Source organism: Anaerobacillus sp. 63XJN7_4_ISO-PGPR-S23-413 (genome assembly GCF_056173725.1).
Window position 1 is genome coordinate 3,414,357 of sequence record NZ_CM149688.1, and the last position, 17,355, is coordinate 3,431,711.

Genomic DNA, 17,355 nt, shown 5'->3' on the forward strand with positions numbered 1-17,355 from the left:
AGCCCGCTCTTTTGTCTTTGTTTTATTCTTCGCCTAGTTCAACGTTATGATATACCTGTTGCACATCTTCTAATTCTTCAAGCGCATCGATCATTTTCAAGAACTGCTCCTGATCTTCTCCAGCAAGCTCAACGTCATTTTGGGCAAGCATCGTAAGTTCAGCTACGGTAAACTCAGTAATCCCCGCATTCTTAAATGCTTCCTGCACCGCATGGAACTGGTCAGGTTCAGCATAGACGATAACAACCTCATCTTCTTCCATAATGTCACGCACATCTAGATCTGCTTCCATTAACAACTCAAGTACTTCATCTGCTGATTTGCCTTCAATTCCGAATACGGCTGTTGAGTCGAACATGTAGGCAACTGAACCGTTCACGCCCATGTTTCCACCATTTTTCCCAAATGTTGAACGAACGTCAGATGCCGTGCGGTTTACGTTGTTTGTTAACGTATCAACGATCACCATGGATCCGCTTGGACCAAATCCTTCATAACGAAGTGTGTCGTAATTTTCATCTGCTCCGCCTTTCGCTTTTTCAATCGCCCGGTCAATGATTGCTTTTGGTACGTTATATGTTTTCGCACGTTCGAGAACTAAGCGAAGAGCCTGGTTAGCTACTGGATCCGGTTCACCCTGCTTTGCTGCTACATAAATTTCACGACCAAACTTTGCATAAATTCGACTTGTATTCGCATCTTTTGATGCTTTCTTTTCCTTAATGTTATTCCATTTACGGCCCATTCTATTTCACTCTTTTCTACTAGTTATCTGTTGCATGACAAATTCAAATTACTCTCTATACGTCTCGTCAATTATACCATATTTTACAGTTAACATTTGCTTTAGGGACTTGGATGAAATAGAAATAATAGTAAACTAATAGAAAAGAGGAGTGATCATTTGAGTCAGAAAAGATTGCGAGATTACGGAGTTACAATCGGGGAAATGGAGCCTGGCGAAAAAAATGCGATTACGGACGTGGAAGGAGTAACCGTCGGACATACCACTCTGAATAATGGGGAGGTTCAAACTGGCGTAACAGCGATCCTACCGCATCAAGGGAATCTGTATCAGCAGAAACTAATCGCATCCAGCTATGTTCTTAACGGGTTTGGTAAAACAATGGGAACCATTCAGCTGAATGAGCTTGGTACGCTTGAGACGCCAATTATCTTAACGAATACATTAAGTATCGGAACGGCTGCCGATGCGGTGTTTGATTATATGTTGGAACAAAATCCTGAGATTGGCAACACGACCGGGACGGTTAATCCTATTATCGGCGAATGTAATGATATGTTCTTAAATGATATTCGAGGGCGTCACGTTCGAAAGCATCACGTTCATGAAGCAATCGCAAATACTTCTAGTACATTAGAGGAAGGCTCTGTTGGAGCTGGGAGAGGCATGCTATGCTACTCGTTAAAAGGTGGAATTGGCACTGCTTCAAGAAAAATAAAACTCCAACATGGGAGCTATACCATTGGTGTCCTTGTTGTCACAAACTTTGGTATTCTTCGTGATCTGCACGTGAATGGAAAGAAAGTAGGCAAGAAGTTAAAAGAAGCTCTTCTTCATTCATGGGAAGAAAGGGATAAAGGGTCCATCATGGTGATTGTTGCAACAGATCTTCCCGTTTCTGAAAGACAGCTTCATCGCATTATTAAACGGGCTTCTACAGGTCTTGCAAGAACAGGATCGATTATCACAACAGGTAGTGGTGAAGTTATCATTGGGTTTTCCACCGCTAACACAGTCTCTCATCAATATAAACCGCAAACTCAATCACTAGAAACCATTCATGAAGAAGAAATCGACACCGCTTTTCGTGCCGTTGGGGAAGCGACGGAAGAAGCCGTTCTGAATTCGTTAGTAACCGCCACAAATGTGATTGGACGAAAAGGGAATGAGAGACCAACGTTAATGGATTTACTTCAGAAATTTAGTATGAAACTTACATAAAATAAAAATCCTCCCGTCATCACGACAGGAGGATTTTATTTTCTTAACGGTTGCGTGCTACATAAGGATAGATTGGGTTTTTCAATTGGAATTCATACGTATTGCCATCAACGATTCCAACGACCTTATTGCTATCGTAAAGATCTAGCATAAAGTCTGCCATTTCTTTTGCTGTATGGAACTTTGGCACAGTCCCTTCATATTCGAAATTATCTACATCCATTGAACGGTTTGCAAATTCTGTCTCCGTCGCTGCAGGTGCCAGAACTTTAGCCTGCATTTTTGCTCCCTGTCCTTGAAGCTCCTGAGCAAGTCCTTCTGTAAAGGCACTTACAAAGAATTTCGTTGCACAATACGTCACGGCATCGGCTACGATCGTATAGCCTCCACCAGATGAAACGTTAATCAATTGCGTTCCTTCTACATTCGCATAGTCACGAACATACAAGGACGAAAGAATCGTTAACGCCTCATTGTTCAAACGAAGCATTGTTTCAATTTTAGGAAGCTTCTGCTCACCAACTGGATCGAAATTACCGAATCCTGCATTGTTAATAAATGTTTCAATTTCAATATTTTCTAAGCTTTCATAAAATGCGTAAACATTATCATTCAAAGATAAATCTGCTTCACGAATAATCACATCAAGGTCAGAATTGATTTTGTGTACTTCGCTTTTCAACTCTTCTAATTTGGCTGTGCGACGCGCAGCAATGACAAGGTTCTTCCCTCTTGCCGCAAACGCTAGTGCAGCTTCATATCCAATACCTGAACTTGCTCCTGTAATAACGGTGTACTTCATGCCAATCCCTCCACTTATTCATTATGATACAATCTTATTGTAGACGTTTGAGTGCACTCTAAGTCAAACGATAACTAAAAAGTAAGAGGCGATTGAATGTACTCGATAAGTGAAATAGCCGAAAAGGTTGACATAAGTGCTCATACCCTTCGTTATTATGAAAAAGAAGGAATCATTAAGCCTGTTCGTAATGATAGTGGTGTTAGACAATTCGACGAAAAGCACTTGCAATGGTTGCAATTTGTTAAGAAATTAAGAGAAACCCAAATGCCCGTATCCCAGATCAAAGAATATACGCGGCTATTTCTAAAAGGAGAGCACACGGCGAATGCCCGTCTTAATCTTCTTGAAGAACACCAGCAGTATATTCGTGATCAAATTGAAACACTGCTCGCGACGGATGACATGTTAACAAAGAAGATTTCAACTTATAAAGAACTCATGAGGAAATCTTTAGTTAAATAATGGAGAGAAAAACCCGATTCCTTTCTTGCGTTAGAAAGGAATCGGGCTTTGATCACTATTCATCGTTTACTTGTCTCTTTCGCTACTCCAAATGCGCATTACTTGTTCAGCTGAAAAAGCAAGTTGTGCTTTCGCGATGTCTGGTTTAAGCGCATGTTGTAGTGAATGGCATCCCTGCTGTATCGAAACAACTCCAGTTAATTTCTCATATAAGTTATGCACTGGTTCAACGACCTGTCCTGCTAATGCAATGCAAGGAACACGATGCTTTTTGGCTAGTTCTCCAACACCAGCCGGTACTTTCCCATAAGCCGTTTGACGATCGATTTGCCCTTCACCAGTAAAAGCAATGTCCGCGACAGACAGCTTTTCCTCTACTTTTAAAAGTTGAAGCATCCACTTTATACCAGGTACATAAGTTGCGCCAAGAGAATAGAGAGCTCCGCCAATTCCACCGGCTGCACCAGCACCTTTTTGTCGTTCGGATATAGAAAGAAGGTCTGCCACTCTATGAAGGGCAGCATCGTAAGAGGGAATCTCTTCTTTCTTCATCCCTTTTTGTGGTCCAAAAACATAAGCCGCTCCACGTTTTCCTGCGTAAGAATTATCTACATCTGTCACCAAATAGAGGTTAGCGCTCAGCTTCGTGTTACTTTTACGGATCGTCATCGTATGTTGCAAAGGGTTATGGAGGAGTGGCAGTTCTTTACCGGAGTGATCTAAACACGTATATCCAAGTGCTTGTAACATTCCAAGTCCTCCATCCGTAGTACCAGTCCCCCCGAGAAAAACGTAAATGTCACTTGCGCCTTTGGCCTCTGCATCCTGAATTAATTCACCGACACCGTAGCTTGTTAACAGTGAAGGTTTAAGTTCTTCAGAAGAGATCAAGTGTAATCCAACTGCTTCAGCTGATTCAATATAAGCAGTTTGACCCGCTCGATAATACCGAGCATCCCTTAACTTCCCGTCTAGCTGATGAATCTCCGCCGTCTCGAACTGTCCGGGAATTGTCTGGATTGCCTCTAGTGACCCTTCTCCTCCATCTGCCACAGGAATAACTTCAACGAAACTATTTGGGAAGACTCTCTTAACACCTACCTTAACTGCTTCACCTGCGTCCTTCGAGGAAAGAGAACCTTTGAATGAGTCCATTGCAATCAATACATTCATTTCTCCACCTCCCTGGCTATTGAATCAAAAAGCTCTTCACCTGACTAGGTAAAAACAATATGTTGGATTCTTTGTGTTGATTATCAACCCTAACTTCATTTAAATTCGCTTCCCTCACTTTATAAATAGTGGGATGACCTAACCTAATCGTTTGATCTTGACGAGAAGGATTATAATATCGAATGATGAAAGCATCTTCAGATTCAGCCTTTTTCAACGTACTCATCACTAGCTCTGTTTCTTCAAAAGAAAACAAACTGAATTCAGAAGGAACTTGAACGTTTTCTTGATTCAACTTCATTGCATTATGCGGGATTTTGTTATACGAAAGAAAAGGGCTGACATATCTTTTCACACATTGGGCTACTTTAGCTGCATCTCGATTTCCTTCCACATATGCGAATCCAAAGTCAAAGGTATATTCGCCAAGCATTTGTGAATCAGGTGTTGGTAATTTGATTCCTGATGGACGCCCTGGACGTCGAACAAGCTCTTCCTTACCAAGAACACCAACGCTTCTAAAGAGCGTGAGCGCAATAGTGTCATAGGAGTCTCCGATAATCTCATATTCTCGAACGCTTTTCGTCATGACAAACGCGCTCTTCTCCTGATCCTCAAGTCCCACATAACTAAGGAAAGGATAAATCGCATCCGGTCGTTCATCCCAACCTTCTGACTCCCAAACCGCCATTCCATCATCGATAACGTTACGATCAATTGTACCAAATTGTTGATCTGCAAAAGAAAAAGAACTGGAAATATTTGTTGGAACTATGACGCGGATCCGGTGATCTTTCGCATTATTTTTAACTTTACATGAAACTTCGATCGCATTACTTTCAATTGGAATCGTAAGCTCAATATGGAAATCTATGGTTTCCATACGCCCATCATCTTGCTTTCTCGCTTCAAGATCCGCCGGTACAATCCATTGATAAGCGATCTTAACATGATGAGTATGTGGTGTTGACTGTAAACTGATTTGAGCATCCGTTATTTCCTCAGCACTAAAGCGTGGTATTTCTCCTTCTAAAGGAGAGAAATCATATTCATCTCCATCATCCCCAACATTCTCAAGTCCAAGAACGCCAACATGAGTTTGACCAGTCTGTTTATCAGTTAGTGATAACGTACCGTTTTGCTCAAACTGAATCGAGTAAGCAACCGTTTCAACGGAGCGATGGATTTCTCTTGGAAGTGCTAGCTGATGATCGTTTGTTTCAACTACATAGTAAGTGTGATATCCGATACCAGGAAGTTGGGTTTTCACTTCAATTGTAAATTCCACAAATGGATCATAGTTTCCGTAATGCACGATTTGTCGGTCAATTAAACCGGGATCAATCACTTTTGTAGAAAGAATTTCATATTCGAGTTCTTTTCCATGGTCGTCCATGAGTTTAAATGAACTAAACTTTGTCGTGACAGTCGTTGTTGTTACTTCTTCGCGCTCCTCAGGAAGAAGATTAAAGAAAACAAGACGATCCTCTTTGCGATCTGTATTGATATGGTCTGTGATTTTACGTTTATAGAAATCGACCAAGCGGTCTGTCCGTTCTTCAGCATTCTGGAAGCGCGCCATAATTTCCGCATGAACTTTATCAGAACAGCAACATCCGATACTATCATGTGCATGGTTTTTCATAATTTCTTTCCATATCGGCTCAATTAAACCGTGATGATACTCAAATCCTAGTTTGTAGGCGAGTGATGCTAAAGGTTCTAGATGATTCGTCAGTTTATTCTCAATCCGAGTATTTGCTGCTTTTATATCCGCTCTAGTTGAGTAAATACTTCTATGGACTCGCTGGTATTTACCGTGAAGAAACTCACCGTAAATCTCATCAAGACCTTCATTTTTCTCGATTCTCTCGAGCAAGTCTTCATAACGACTTAAGAAAAACTCTCTTTCTGGATAAAGTTTTTTCAATACCGAGATTATTTCATATATGTTTTGCTGGATAGGCATCTGGTCATGTCCATTTGGAAGGAGCACATCTTCGCCTGTAGCGCCTCGATCGAGCACAGTAAAATATTTATCCATTCTTTTTTGTAATGCAGCTTCTTCTTCAGGTAGATACTTCCCAATGGCATAACCAAGCGGCATAAGTTGTACAAGAACTTTTGACTCCCCAGGAGCAGTCCAATAAAATTCGGTTTTATCCGTACCGTGATTCTCAGAAGTTCCTCTCCAGAAAATCGAATATTTAATATCAAACCCATTTAGAATTTGCGGCATCTGAGCAGATTGTCCAAAAGAATCAGGGAGATAGCCAATTTTCATTGGCTCACCAAATTCTGCGCTATCTTTTATACCGTAATAAAGATTTCGTACAATGGACTCTCCCCCAACAACCATCTCGTCCGTCTGCGTGTACCACGGACCAATAATCAACTTACCTGCTTGAACAAGTTTCTTCACGCGTTCTCTTTGCTTCGGACGAATTTCAAAAAAATCCTCTAAAATCGCTGTTTGTCCATCTAATACATAGTAAGGATAATCAGGATCGTTTTCTAATCTTGTTAGAATCTCTTCCATATTATTTACGAGTAAAATCCGTGATTCTTCTGTTGAAAAATACCATTCTCGATCCCAATGCATGTGAGGGACGATGTGGACGTTTTTTGTCATAGCTGCTCACCTCATTTAAAAATTATGCTGCTTGTTGCTTTAATGCTTTTTCATATCCATATTTTTTGATCTTTTGTTTTCTCGTTAAGATAAGAAGGATCGTTGAAATGGCTGCACCAATTACTGCGGCACCAAACCAAATGACTGCATTCATAACCCCGCCCGTTCCTCCTTGAAGGAGAGCAAGTGAGAAAATACCTGCGCCAGGTACGTTTAACCCGATATTCGCTACAGAAATAATCGCTCCAGTCACCGCTGATCCCGCTACAAGTGAAGGAATAACGCGTAATGGGTCATTAATCATAAACGGAATGGCTCCCTCCGTGATTCCTGCTAAACCAAGAATCCACGTCTGTTTTCCAACAGCTTTTTCACTTTGACTAAACGATTTATTTGCAATGATGGTAGCTGCTGTAACGGAGAAAGCGGAAACCATTTTTACTGAAGCGAAAGTGGCATAAGGAATAAAGTTACCGCTCGCCATGGCTCCAATACAGAATGTGTATGCGGCTTTATTGACTGGACCGCCTAAATCAAAGGATACAAAACCTCCAATCAATGCTCCTAGAATAATCGCATTCGTTCCTGTCATACCATCAAGCCAGTTAAGTAGAGTTTCATTTAGCCACGTAACTGGCTCGCCAACGACAAATAACATAATTAAAATGGTGATAAGAGAACCGAGCACCGGATACACCCAAAAGCTTACAAATCCTGCAAAAGTACCACTAGGCTTAATTTTTTGCTTCATGTATTTCAGTAGATAACCAGCAAGGAAACCACCAAGCATCCCACCAAGGAATCCGCTTCCAATCATATTGGCCGCGACACCAGCTGCAAATCCAGGTCCGAGACCAGGTTTATCCGCGATAGAGTATGCCATGTAGGCAGCAAGGATCGGAACCATTAGTGTGCTTAATAACAGCCCACCTAACGTTTTAACCTGGAATAACCATGATCCCTCGGTTGCTAGTACATTCTCTAATCCGAACCCTTGCGCAATAAGCGTTGCAAATGCTGAAATCATCCCACCTGCAACGATGATTGGAATAATGTACGAGATTCCCGTTAGAATTGAATCTTTTATTTCGGTTTTAAAAGGTTTGTTGTCTTCATCTTCACTCATCTCATCTAGATGTTCCGTGTTTGAAGTGGAAGATTGTTTCTTCTGAAGGACTTTTTCAATTAATCCTTTGCCGTCTTTCATAGGGGAAGCGACATTCGTTTTCACAGTTGGTAAGTGTTTGAAGCGTCCCTGGTCCTTTACAGCTACGTCATTTGCAAAAATAACACCAACTGCTTCACTTAAGTCTTTCTTTGTATGACGACCTTCGATGCCATTGGCACCTTGCTTCTCTACTTTCATTCTTACATTCAATTCTTTTGCGGCCTTCATAAGTGCCTCTGCTGCCATATAAGTATGAGCAATCCCTGCTGGACAGGCCGTAACACCTAGCACAAGCGGTCGAGTCTCCTTACTTGTGACTTCTTCCTCTTGCGGTTTCTCTTCAGCGTCACCAAGAGCCTCATATAACTCATTTGCTGTTTTCATTTTGACTAATTGATCTTTATAAGTTGAATCAGATAGGCGTGTGACTAACTCTGCTAAGAGAGAGACATGTGTTGATCCTGCTTCCGCTTCAGGGATAGCCAGTAGAAAAACCAAATCAACCTGGTTTGTCGGATCCACACTTTCCCAATCTTCTATTGGTTTACTTACTGTCGCTACAGCGAAGGCTGCCTCTTTAACACCTTTCGATTTACCGTGCGGAATCGCAAGTCCACCTTCAAAACCTGTCGGTGAAAGCTTCTCTCGTTCTAACACAGCGTTGAAGTATTGATCTCTATCTGATAGCTTTCCTGCTACTTCCAGCGCTTCAGTTAATGATTCAATCGCTTCACGTTTTGTAGCGTAATTTTGATTTATCTTAATTAAATCGAGAGAAGTGACGTTTTGTAGATTCATTTTTTTACCTCCCCATCAAGTAATCGCTTACAAATTCATCATAATTGTTTTAAAGGTTCGAATCGCCATTTTGTTAGCGCATTCACAAAAACTAATAGAAATAGATAAGCTCTGTGTATTTATACACAGAGCTTACGGTAAGATTCAACTAATAACCGAGCAATCATGGCCATAGGAACGAAATTTGTGGTGTTATAGCCTTTTGTCTCTTCTTTTGGAGCGTAACAATATAGCATTAAATCAGCTAGCTCAGTTAAGCTACTTTCGCCAATATGACTCATTCCAATGATTCTAGCTCCTTGATTTTTCGCATATTTCCCAAGATCAAGAGTTTGCTCTGTTTCTCCTGATTGACTTAGCAGAATGACAACGTCTTTCTTAGTAAAACGTTGTAAGGATGCCATATTCTCATGACGGTGTTCAGAAAAAGTAACATCTTTATGAAATGGCTTAATGTTCATCACAATTAATTCACTTATATAAGAATGTGCTCCCGCCCCAAACACTAGGAGACGTTGAGAATGATGAATCCACTCACTAGCCAATTGAATCAATCGCTTATCTGTTAATTCCATCGTTCGTTCCATTTCATATTGAAAAAATGGACTTTTTGTTTCTTTCGTGGCCATTTCATCTTTCAATCTAAGTTTCAATTGCGTAAATCCTTCATACTCCAATTTCTTCATAAGTCTCATAACAGAATTCGGTACTGTATGAGTTTGCTGTGCAAGATGTTGTACCGACATTTTGACAACATCCGCTTTATTTTGAAGAATATATTGAATGATTTGATCTTCGAGATCCGTTAACTGAAATTCAAATTTACGATATCGATCTTCTAAAGATAACATGCTATACCAGTCCTTCAATTAGATTCATAGCTCTATTCTACCATCGTTTTCTTCTATGTTCTAAAACCACAGATTCTTCATATGGGGAGATTTTTCCTATAAGGAAAGAGATGCCCTCCGCTATCAGGTTCGGAGGCATCTCTTTTCTTGATTTATTATGACTTCATCATCTCTGCCACCCATTGATCTCTATGAATCACTTCAACTGTGGTGCTCTCATTCTCATGATCTCGAATCACGTTCTCCAAGAAAGAAGAGGAATATCGAACCTGTCCTTTTCCAAGCTTTCCATTTTTCCCGTGTACTTCTACGACATCTCCTACACTAAAGTCGCCTACGACTTGCTTAATTCCGCCATAAAGCAAACTCTTCCCTTTTAGAATAATCGCTTCTTCCGCCCCTTCATCAATATAAAGCTGACCTGATACGTGAGAGTGCATCGCAATCCACTGTTTTTTAATTGGGAAAGATGTGGCTTTCTCTCGACTGATATAAGTTCCGTCTCCGACACCAGAGAGAATTCGAAGTAACTTTTCACTACCAGTTTCATGACCGATAAAGACGCGAACGCTCAGGTTTAAAGCTGTCTTCGCTGCAATTAGCTTTGACTTCATGCCCCCTGTTCCAGCGCTCGATCCAGCGCCGCCGGCTTGAACAATCATCGTATCATCAATCTCTGTCAGAGAGTGATGTTTAACAGCCTCAGGGTTCGCTGCCGGATTCGAATCGTAGATACCGTTCACATCTGTTAAAATGATGAGCTCATCTGCATGAACCAGTCCGCTTACAAGAGCTGAAAGCATATCGTTGTCACCAAACTTTAACTCTTCCGTTGAGACCGTATCATTTTCATTAATAATCGGCATGACCCCTCTTGCCAGCAATTCAGAAAGCGTATCAAACGCATTTTTGTATCGTTCTTGATTCGAGAAATCGGGGCGTGTTAAAAGAATTTGAGCGACTGAAATGTTCCGCTGACTGAATTCCTCGATATAAGATTTAATAAGTAAACTTTGACCAAGAGCGGCTGCAGCCTGCTTTCCTTTTAACGTGACGGGTCTTGCTGGATATCCAAGTTCTTTAAAACCTGCCGCAACTGCGCCTGAAGAAACAAGAAGTACTTCATGTCCTTCCTGACGAATTAATGCGAGGGCGTTAACATGATCAATGAGCTTAACTAGATCAATTTCTCCCTTACCGTTTGTTAATGAACTGCTCCCAATCTTAACAACAATTCGTTTCTTTCTCATGTTACATCTCCTTATATGAATACGTTCTTTCACGTTAAAGTACAAAATGATTTTTAGTATCTTACCACAAAATTTCTTTTTTGTCGTACATTACTTTTACTCTTAATGTCTAAAAAAAGATCAACTCATTATTTGAGTTGACCTTTCTTTCATTTCTTTATAAATCATCAAATCCATTATCATCAGACACTTTTGTATACTGACGTGATTTCTGTTCGAAGAAATCACTTTTCCCAGCGTTCACATCCGCGTAGGCTTTGATCCACCGCATAGGGTTCTCTCGGTGACCTTCAAATGGGCGTTCGATACCAAGCTGATTGACGCGATTGTTTGCCATAAATTTAATGTAGTCATTGAGTTCGTTCATTGTAATACCAGGGAAACGATTACCAATAATGTATTCTCCCCATTTCATCTCAAGCTCAGCAGCTTCACGAAATGTATTCGTGATGAAATCATGATTTTCTTTCGTATTCAGTTCAGGATGCTCATTGAACAATTCTTTCACTATATTAACGAACAACGTCACATGCAGCTGCTCATCCCGATTAATATAGTTAATCATTGTTGAGGTAGACACCATCTTTTGATTTCGAGCAAGGTTATAAAAGAAAGCGAACCCGGCGTAGAAGAAAAGCCCTTCAAGAATAATGTCATAAACAATCGATTCAAAAAATGTTTGTGGAGTTGGATTTTTAACAAATGCTTCATAACCAGAAGCAATAAATTGGTTTCGTTCTAGGAGCACGTCATCATGCTTCCAATATTCAAAAATGCGGTCTTGCTCATTTTTATTTACAATGGAAGAAAGTACATAGCTATATGACTGATTATGCACAACTTCCTGGAACGAAAGCACCTGCATGAGCGCAGAAAGGCTTGAATCTGTTAAGTAATCCGCAACCTTACTTGAATAGTCGGTTTGAATCGAATCTAGGAAGGCAAGAAGACCAATAATTTTCTTAAACGTATCTTGCTCATCTTCGCTTAATGCTTCCCATTGCTTCACGTCGTTCGACATATTGATTTCAAACGGAGTCCAAAAGTTTCCTAGCATATTTTTGTACATAGGATATGCCCAGCTAAAGCGGACATCATCCCAGTTTAAAACGTTTGAGCTTTCTCCATTAATAATTCCAGTCGAGCTATTCGGTGCGGAGACATCGTATAGCTTTCTTTGTTGAATCGTAGCCATTTCCAATTCCTCCTTTAGCTTGCGCAGCTTTCACAGTCGTCAATATCTACAGATGTACTTCGTGTATAGTAGGTTGTTTTCAACCCTTTTTTCCAAGCTGTCATATGAATGTTCAATAAGTCCTTCGCTTTTACCGTACTTTGCACATAGATATTAAACGATATTGATTGGTCCACATGACGCTGTCTGGCTGCATTCTGCTCAATACTCCAAAGCTGATCAATGTGATAAGCCGATTTGTAATACCAGGTCGTTTCAGGTGAAAGATCAGGCGCTGTAACGGGAATTTTGTAGTTCTTCTTTTCTTCAGAGTATTCTTTTTGGAAAATCGGATCGATTGATGCTGTTGATCCAGCTATTAAACTTGTTGAACTGTTAGGGGCAACCGCTAAAAGATAGGCGTTTCTGACACCATTCGTTTGGACCCTTTCCTTAAGGGACTGCCATTTTTCACTAACGTAACCTCGTTGCTTAAAGTACTCCCCATTTTGCCAATCAGAGCCTTCAAAGAGAGAGTAGCTTCCTTTTTCAACGGCAAGCTCATGACTTGCCTGTATCGTTAAATAATTGATTGTTTCATATAGTTCGTCCGCATAGTCTGCCGCTTCCTGACTTTCCCAGACAATCTCTTTTTTCGCAAGGAGGTGATGCCAACCAAACGTTCCAAGACCAATGCTTCTATACTTCTCATTCGTTAACTGGGCTTGAGGCACTTCGATCGTATTAATATCGATCACGTTATCCAGCATTCTTACCTGAATTGGAATTAATCGCTCTAGTGCATTAGCTGCAACCGCACGCCCAAGATTAATACTTGATAGATTACAAACGACATAGTCACCAGGCGTTTTCGTAATGATAATTTTACCGTCTTTCGTGATTTCCTCTTCAACAGTCGTTGCACTCATATTTTGCATAATTTCCGTACAAAGATTGGAAGCATAGATCATACCAGCATGCTTATTCGGATTCGCTCGATTCACCGTATCTCGATAGAACATATAAGGCGTCCCAGTTTCCAATTGTGATTTCATAACTCGCTTCATAATCTCAATCGCCGGCACGGTTTTTCTTGAAAGTTCAGGATGGTTCACACATTTCCTATATTTCATACGAAACTCTCCTGATCCTTTTTCTTTGTCATAAGCATCTTCAAGAGAGAACCCCATCACCTGACGGACTTCATGCGGATCAAATAAATACCAGTCTCCACGGTCTTCCACTGCTTCCATAAAGATATCTGGAATACAAAGACCCGTGAAAAGATCATGTGTCCTCATTCGTTCGTCTCCGTTATTAAGCTTGGCATCAAGAAATTCGAAAACATCTTTATGCCAGACATCAAGATATACAGCAACAGCACCTTGACGCTGTCCTAGCTGGTCTACGCTCACAGCTGTATTGTTTAACTGCTTCATCCATGGTAAAACCCCAGATGAATTTCCTTTAAATCCTTTAATATCACTCCCACGAGAACGAATTTTCCCGAGATATGCTCCAATTCCTCCTCCATTTTTCGAAACGGTCGCTACATCTGTATTGCTGTCATAGATTCCTCTAAGACTGTCATCCACCGTATCGATAAAGCATGAGCTTAGTTGTCCATAGCTTTTCCCTGCATTTGAAAGAGTAGGAGTTGCTACTGTCATATATAAATTAGATAGCGCCCAATACGCTTCTTCAATCAGATTTAACCTCTTATCTTTTGGTTCATTTACCATGAGCGTCATAGCAATGACTAGAAAGCGCTCTTGAGGTAATTCATACACATTCTTATCATGATCTGTAGCTAGATAGCGGTCTGCGAGCGTTCGTAGTCCGATGTATGTAAACAAACGATCTCTTGATGGCTCGATTAATTTAGCAACATGCTCTACTTCATTCTTGGAATAAGACTGAAGGAGTGCCTTGTTATAAATCCCTTCATCTGTCAACTGTTGTAGAAGGCGATAGAAGCTTCCCCCACCATATACCTCTTTCTCAGTTCGATGTGAAAGAGACTTACGATAGAGCGAACGAAGATGAAAAGCTGCTGCCACATAAGTCCAGTCAGGTTCTGTTGCGCTAATTCGTTCAAGGGCATTTAAAACTAGAATATTACCAACCTCTTCTTGCGTTGATTCTTCTGAAATACCATCAATTGTTTTTTCAATAAAACTCTCACTAGCAAGTAACGGGTACTCATCTAAGAGCGTTCTTACTTCCTCTATCATTTTTGTTACTGTCATTTCTGCTACAGTACTCATATACCTCTCTCCTTTATCCATCCAAAATAAAAGGCTCACTCTCGGAAGAGTGAGCCTGGAGAAAACGACAACGTATAAATGAACGTACTCGTACATTTACCCTGCCATTTCTCACCCTCAACCCCCGAAGAATAGAAACGTTTTTGACTATACGGCAGGTCTACTGGCTTGTGCTTCTTCCTTGGCAAGCCTTCCCGGAATTAACTCCAGTGGCTTCTTGCCTCGTCCACACGACAGTTGCGGGGACAGCTCCGGATTCAGACCGGATTCCCTATTAAGTCGTTATACGACACCGCATACTCAATTATTTAATTACGTACAATTCACACCATATATAGTATCCGAAACACTTGATAGTTACTAAATATTGATAACCTCATCTTACATGATGCTTTAATTTAGCACAAGCTTTATTGTTACATTGACTTCGATTTATTTCAACTCTAAAGACACTCACCTATCACTTTCAACATGCTCATGCATATATTGTTGATACCTAAAAAAGTTTCCTAAAGGAAAGAAAGGTGAGTATGATGAAAAGATTATCTTCGGTTAATTTTAAGAAATTGGCTGGCTATACACAACTCTGTCAGAAATTTGGTATTTTGAGTGAACAAGAAAGCAAAGAAATTCTACAAAAGTTAAGTGAGCATAAAACATAAAGTTCTAACTACGATTGAAAAGGAAGCGAGATCACGATCCTTCCTCCCTTTTTATTGTCTTCGGCGTAAATGTTACCATTATGCTTTTCTACTATTGTTTTCGTAATCGATAGACCAATGCCAGAACCTGACTTGTCACCTGTATAGAATCGTTCAAAAACGCGCTGTGGATTCTCGCCAAAGCCTTTACCATCATCTTCAACCTCAATATAAACTTGACCATTATCTTGGTGGACATGTACTTCTATAACGGACGAAGCGAATCGAAGGGCATTACCGAATATATTCATAAAAGCTTGCTTCATTTTATCACTGTCCATCTTAACGTCTATGGCATGATCAGTGTCATACCTTACCTCTATTTGCCGTTGATGTGCAAGTGGTTTTACCGCAGTGATGACTTCCATCAACACGTGATGAAGATCGACTACTTCATAAGTAAAAGATTCATCTACTGTTTCTAACCTAGTTAAATAAGAAATGTCCTGCACGATCTTTTTTAAACGCTGCGTTTCTTTCACAATTACTTCAAGACTATACTCGACGTCCTCTCCTACGATTACTTCATCTAGAATCCCTTCCGCATTCCCTTGAATGGCCATTAGAGGTGTTTTTAATTCATGAGACGCATTTTGAAGGAATTCCTTCTGATCAAAATCATTTTTTCGAAGTTGCTCCGTTAGTTCTTGAAACGTCTTAGCAAGTTCATTGATTTCATCCTTTGTTTTAAGCGTCAACGGGGGTTGTTCCTTGCGCATCGTAAATTCCCTCATGTGGTTGGCAAGTAATCGAATTGGCCCCGCTATTCCTTTCTGCATAATAGCAGCAAGGAGCACGGCAACAGCAGCAGATACTAAAAGACTAACAGCCTGTGATTGCTGAATAATCCGATTGAAACCTTCAAGACTTTCTACCTTCGTAAATAGCACAATACTGCCAACTTGCTCTCGTGAAAGACTAATTGGCACTTCCTCTGTAACGTATAATTTTCCTTTGTTTTCTTCATAATCAATTCGAACTACTTCATCGACATTCGAATAAATTGCCTTCTCGTTTGCATTATAAATTATAAATTGAGATGAGATTAAATTGCCTGCCATTTCAATTCTTCTGCGATCAAGTAACCTATTTGGTGAATTTTCGCCCTTCCACTGTCGATCTTCGAGCATTTGACTAATTTGCAATCCCTCTTTTTGCAGCTGTTCTCTCGTTTCGCGCACAAGATATTCTTGAAACAAATATTGAAATGAAATAGTAGTAATAAGCAGAATAACAACAATAAGAACGATATAACTAAGAAACAATTTGGTACCGATATTAACCTTCTTCATCGATTTTATAGCCATACCCCCAGACTGTCGCAATCTTCGCTTGCGCATTTGCATCTGACATCTTTTTACGTAGCCTTTTCACAAGGTCATCAATAATCCTGCCATCACCTACATATTGATAACCCCAAATGGCTTCAATTAATCTCTCTCTTGTAAACGGTTGTCCTGAATGTTGGAGGAGATAGGCGAGCACATCGTACTCTTTCGGCGTTAAAGCCATTTCTTCCTCATTCACTAATAACAGTCTTTTTTTCTTATTTAAACGTACGTTCTGAACAGTGATTTCTTGTGAAGAATGGTTTTTCTCTAGGCGATTCATCCGTTTGAATAGATTCTTAATACGCACAACAAGTTCTCTAGGGCTAAAAGGTTTCGTTAAGTAATCATCAGCACCAAGTTCAAGGCCTAGTATCCGATCAAGCTCTTCATCTCTTGCGGAAACAACGATAACGGGAATGTAAGAATACTTTCTTAACCGTCGAAGGAGTTCAAGTCCATCAACATTTGGCATCATAATATCTAATACTAATAAATCGGGTTCAATTGTTTCTAGAGCACTTAACACTTCTGCCCCATCTGTAAAGGTTGAGACAATAAACCCTTCTTTTTTTAAATACTTCTCTAAAATATCACGTATATTTTGTTCATCATCTATCACAAAAACGTGCTGCATCTCTCTCAACTCCGTTCCCTTTTCACATCTTAGACGAAATGTGCTTTTCATACTCTTTATATTATCCTAGCCTTATCTGACAGTAAATCAGCCGCATGTCTTCAAAACATACGAAAGAGATAGGGGGCCCCTATCTCTCGCTA

The 17,355-nt window shown here is 40.3% G+C and carries 13 protein-coding genes and 1 riboswitch; of the genes, 2 read left to right on the forward strand and 11 right to left on the reverse strand.

Features of this window, described 5'->3' with window-relative positions; translation table 11 throughout:
• Positions 1–22: 22 nt before the first annotated feature.
• Positions 23–745 (reverse strand): YebC/PmpR family DNA-binding transcriptional regulator, encoded by a 723-nt coding sequence (locus AC0VYO_RS17930; RefSeq protein WP_194218880.1) that lies wholly within the window; start codon positions 743–745, stop codon positions 23–25.
• 204 nt (positions 746–949) lie between these two features.
• Between AC0VYO_RS17930 and AC0VYO_RS17935 the strand changes: the two genes are divergently transcribed.
• Positions 950–1,966: a DmpA family aminopeptidase gene (locus AC0VYO_RS17935; RefSeq protein ID WP_475369072.1), complete on the forward strand. Its 1,017-nt coding sequence runs from the start codon at positions 950–952 to the stop codon at positions 1,964–1,966.
• 43 nt (positions 1,967–2,009) lie between these two features.
• On the opposite strand, the gene AC0VYO_RS17940 is transcribed toward AC0VYO_RS17935, so the two are convergent.
• A complete protein-coding gene (locus AC0VYO_RS17940) occupies positions 2,010–2,768 on the reverse strand; it encodes an SDR family NAD(P)-dependent oxidoreductase (RefSeq protein ID WP_194218879.1) in 759 nt (252 codons plus the stop codon).
• A 96-nt stretch (positions 2,769–2,864) separates the two neighbouring features.
• Between AC0VYO_RS17940 and AC0VYO_RS17945 the strand changes: the two genes are divergently transcribed.
• Positions 2,865–3,233, forward strand: a complete 369-nt coding sequence (locus AC0VYO_RS17945; protein WP_475367928.1) for a MerR family transcriptional regulator — start codon at positions 2,865–2,867, stop codon at positions 3,231–3,233.
• A gap of 66 nt (positions 3,234–3,299) precedes the next feature.
• Here AC0VYO_RS17945 and AC0VYO_RS17950 read toward each other — a convergent pair whose 3' ends face one another.
• From AC0VYO_RS17950 to AC0VYO_RS17990, 9 genes are all read right to left on the reverse strand, one after another.
• Positions 3,300–4,406, reverse strand: coding sequence for a glycerate kinase family protein (locus AC0VYO_RS17950; RefSeq protein WP_430247129.1), 1,107 nt, complete (start codon positions 4,404–4,406; stop codon positions 3,300–3,302).
• A gap of 16 nt (positions 4,407–4,422) precedes the next feature.
• Positions 4,423–7,038, reverse strand: coding sequence for a mannosylglycerate hydrolase (gene mngB / locus AC0VYO_RS17955; RefSeq protein ID WP_475367929.1), 2,616 nt, complete (start codon positions 7,036–7,038; stop codon positions 4,423–4,425).
• 22 nt (positions 7,039–7,060) lie between these two features.
• Positions 7,061–9,004 carry a PTS 2-O-a-mannosyl-D-glycerate transporter subunit IIABC gene (gene mngA / locus AC0VYO_RS17960; protein ID WP_475367930.1) on the reverse strand — a complete coding sequence of 648 codons (1,944 nt, stop codon included), beginning with the start codon at positions 9,002–9,004 and terminating at the stop codon, positions 7,061–7,063.
• Between the two features lie 119 nt (positions 9,005–9,123).
• Positions 9,124–9,873: a MurR/RpiR family transcriptional regulator gene (locus tag AC0VYO_RS17965; protein ID WP_475367931.1), complete on the reverse strand. Its 750-nt coding sequence runs from the start codon at positions 9,871–9,873 to the stop codon at positions 9,124–9,126.
• Positions 9,874–10,010: 137 nt separating this feature from the next.
• The gene (proB, locus tag AC0VYO_RS17970; RefSeq protein WP_430244787.1) at positions 10,011–11,105 is read right to left on the reverse strand and encodes a glutamate 5-kinase; all 1,095 of its coding nucleotides are present in this window, start codon (positions 11,103–11,105) and stop codon (positions 10,011–10,013) included.
• Positions 11,106–11,262: 157 nt separating this feature from the next.
• A complete protein-coding gene (locus AC0VYO_RS17975) occupies positions 11,263–12,300 on the reverse strand; it encodes a ribonucleotide-diphosphate reductase subunit beta (protein WP_226615165.1) in 1,038 nt (345 codons plus the stop codon).
• A gap of 14 nt (positions 12,301–12,314) precedes the next feature.
• Positions 12,315–14,528, reverse strand: a complete 2,214-nt coding sequence (locus AC0VYO_RS17980; RefSeq protein ID WP_475369073.1) for a ribonucleoside-diphosphate reductase subunit alpha — start codon at positions 14,526–14,528, stop codon at positions 12,315–12,317.
• A 154-nt stretch (positions 14,529–14,682) separates the two neighbouring features.
• Positions 14,683–14,858: riboswitch (cobalamin riboswitch) on the reverse strand.
• 358 nt (positions 14,859–15,216) lie between these two features.
• Positions 15,217–16,539, reverse strand: a complete 1,323-nt coding sequence (locus tag AC0VYO_RS17985; protein ID WP_475367932.1) for a sensor histidine kinase — start codon at positions 16,537–16,539, stop codon at positions 15,217–15,219.
• Positions 16,526–17,212: a response regulator transcription factor gene (locus AC0VYO_RS17990; protein WP_430244791.1), complete on the reverse strand. Its 687-nt coding sequence runs from the start codon at positions 17,210–17,212 to the stop codon at positions 16,526–16,528. Before AC0VYO_RS17990 ends, AC0VYO_RS17985 begins: the two co-directional genes overlap by 14 nt.
• Positions 17,213–17,355: the final 143 nt, after the last annotated feature.

What these genes read in the sequence shown, in the direction of transcription:
- AC0VYO_RS17930 (WP_194218880.1), bottom strand. Translation starts at nt 745, where the DNA reads ATGGGCCGTAAATGGAATAACATTAAGGAAAAGAAAGCATCAAAAGAT.
- AC0VYO_RS17935 (WP_475369072.1), top strand. Translation starts at nt 950, where the DNA reads ATGGAGCCTGGCGAAAAAAATGCGATTACGGACGTGGAAGGAGTAACC.
- AC0VYO_RS17940 (WP_194218879.1), bottom strand. Translation starts at nt 2,768, where the DNA reads ATGAAGTACACCGTTATTACAGGAGCAAGTTCAGGTATTGGATATGAA.
- AC0VYO_RS17945 (WP_475367928.1), top strand. Translation starts at nt 2,865, where the DNA reads ATGTACTCGATAAGTGAAATAGCCGAAAAGGTTGACATAAGTGCTCAT.
- AC0VYO_RS17950 (WP_430247129.1), bottom strand. Translation starts at nt 4,406, where the DNA reads ATGAATGTATTGATTGCAATGGACTCATTCAAAGGTTCTCTTTCCTCG.
- mngB (WP_475367929.1), bottom strand. Translation starts at nt 7,038, where the DNA reads ATGACAAAAAACGTCCACATCGTCCCTCACATGCATTGGGATCGAGAA.
- mngA (WP_475367930.1), bottom strand. Translation starts at nt 9,004, where the DNA reads ATGAATCTACAAAACGTCACTTCTCTCGATTTAATTAAGATAAATCAA.
- proB (WP_430244787.1), bottom strand. Translation starts at nt 11,105, where the DNA reads ATGAGAAAGAAACGAATTGTTGTTAAGATTGGGAGCAGTTCATTAACA.
- AC0VYO_RS17975 (WP_226615165.1), bottom strand. Translation starts at nt 12,300, where the DNA reads ATGGCTACGATTCAACAAAGAAAGCTATACGATGTCTCCGCACCGAAT.
- AC0VYO_RS17980 (WP_475369073.1), bottom strand. Translation starts at nt 14,528, where the DNA reads ATGACAGTAACAAAAATGATAGAGGAAGTAAGAACGCTCTTAGATGAG.
- AC0VYO_RS17985 (WP_475367932.1), bottom strand. Translation starts at nt 16,539, where the DNA reads ATGAAGAAGGTTAATATCGGTACCAAATTGTTTCTTAGTTATATCGTT.
- AC0VYO_RS17990 (WP_430244791.1), bottom strand. Translation starts at nt 17,212, where the DNA reads ATGCAGCACGTTTTTGTGATAGATGATGAACAAAATATACGTGATATT.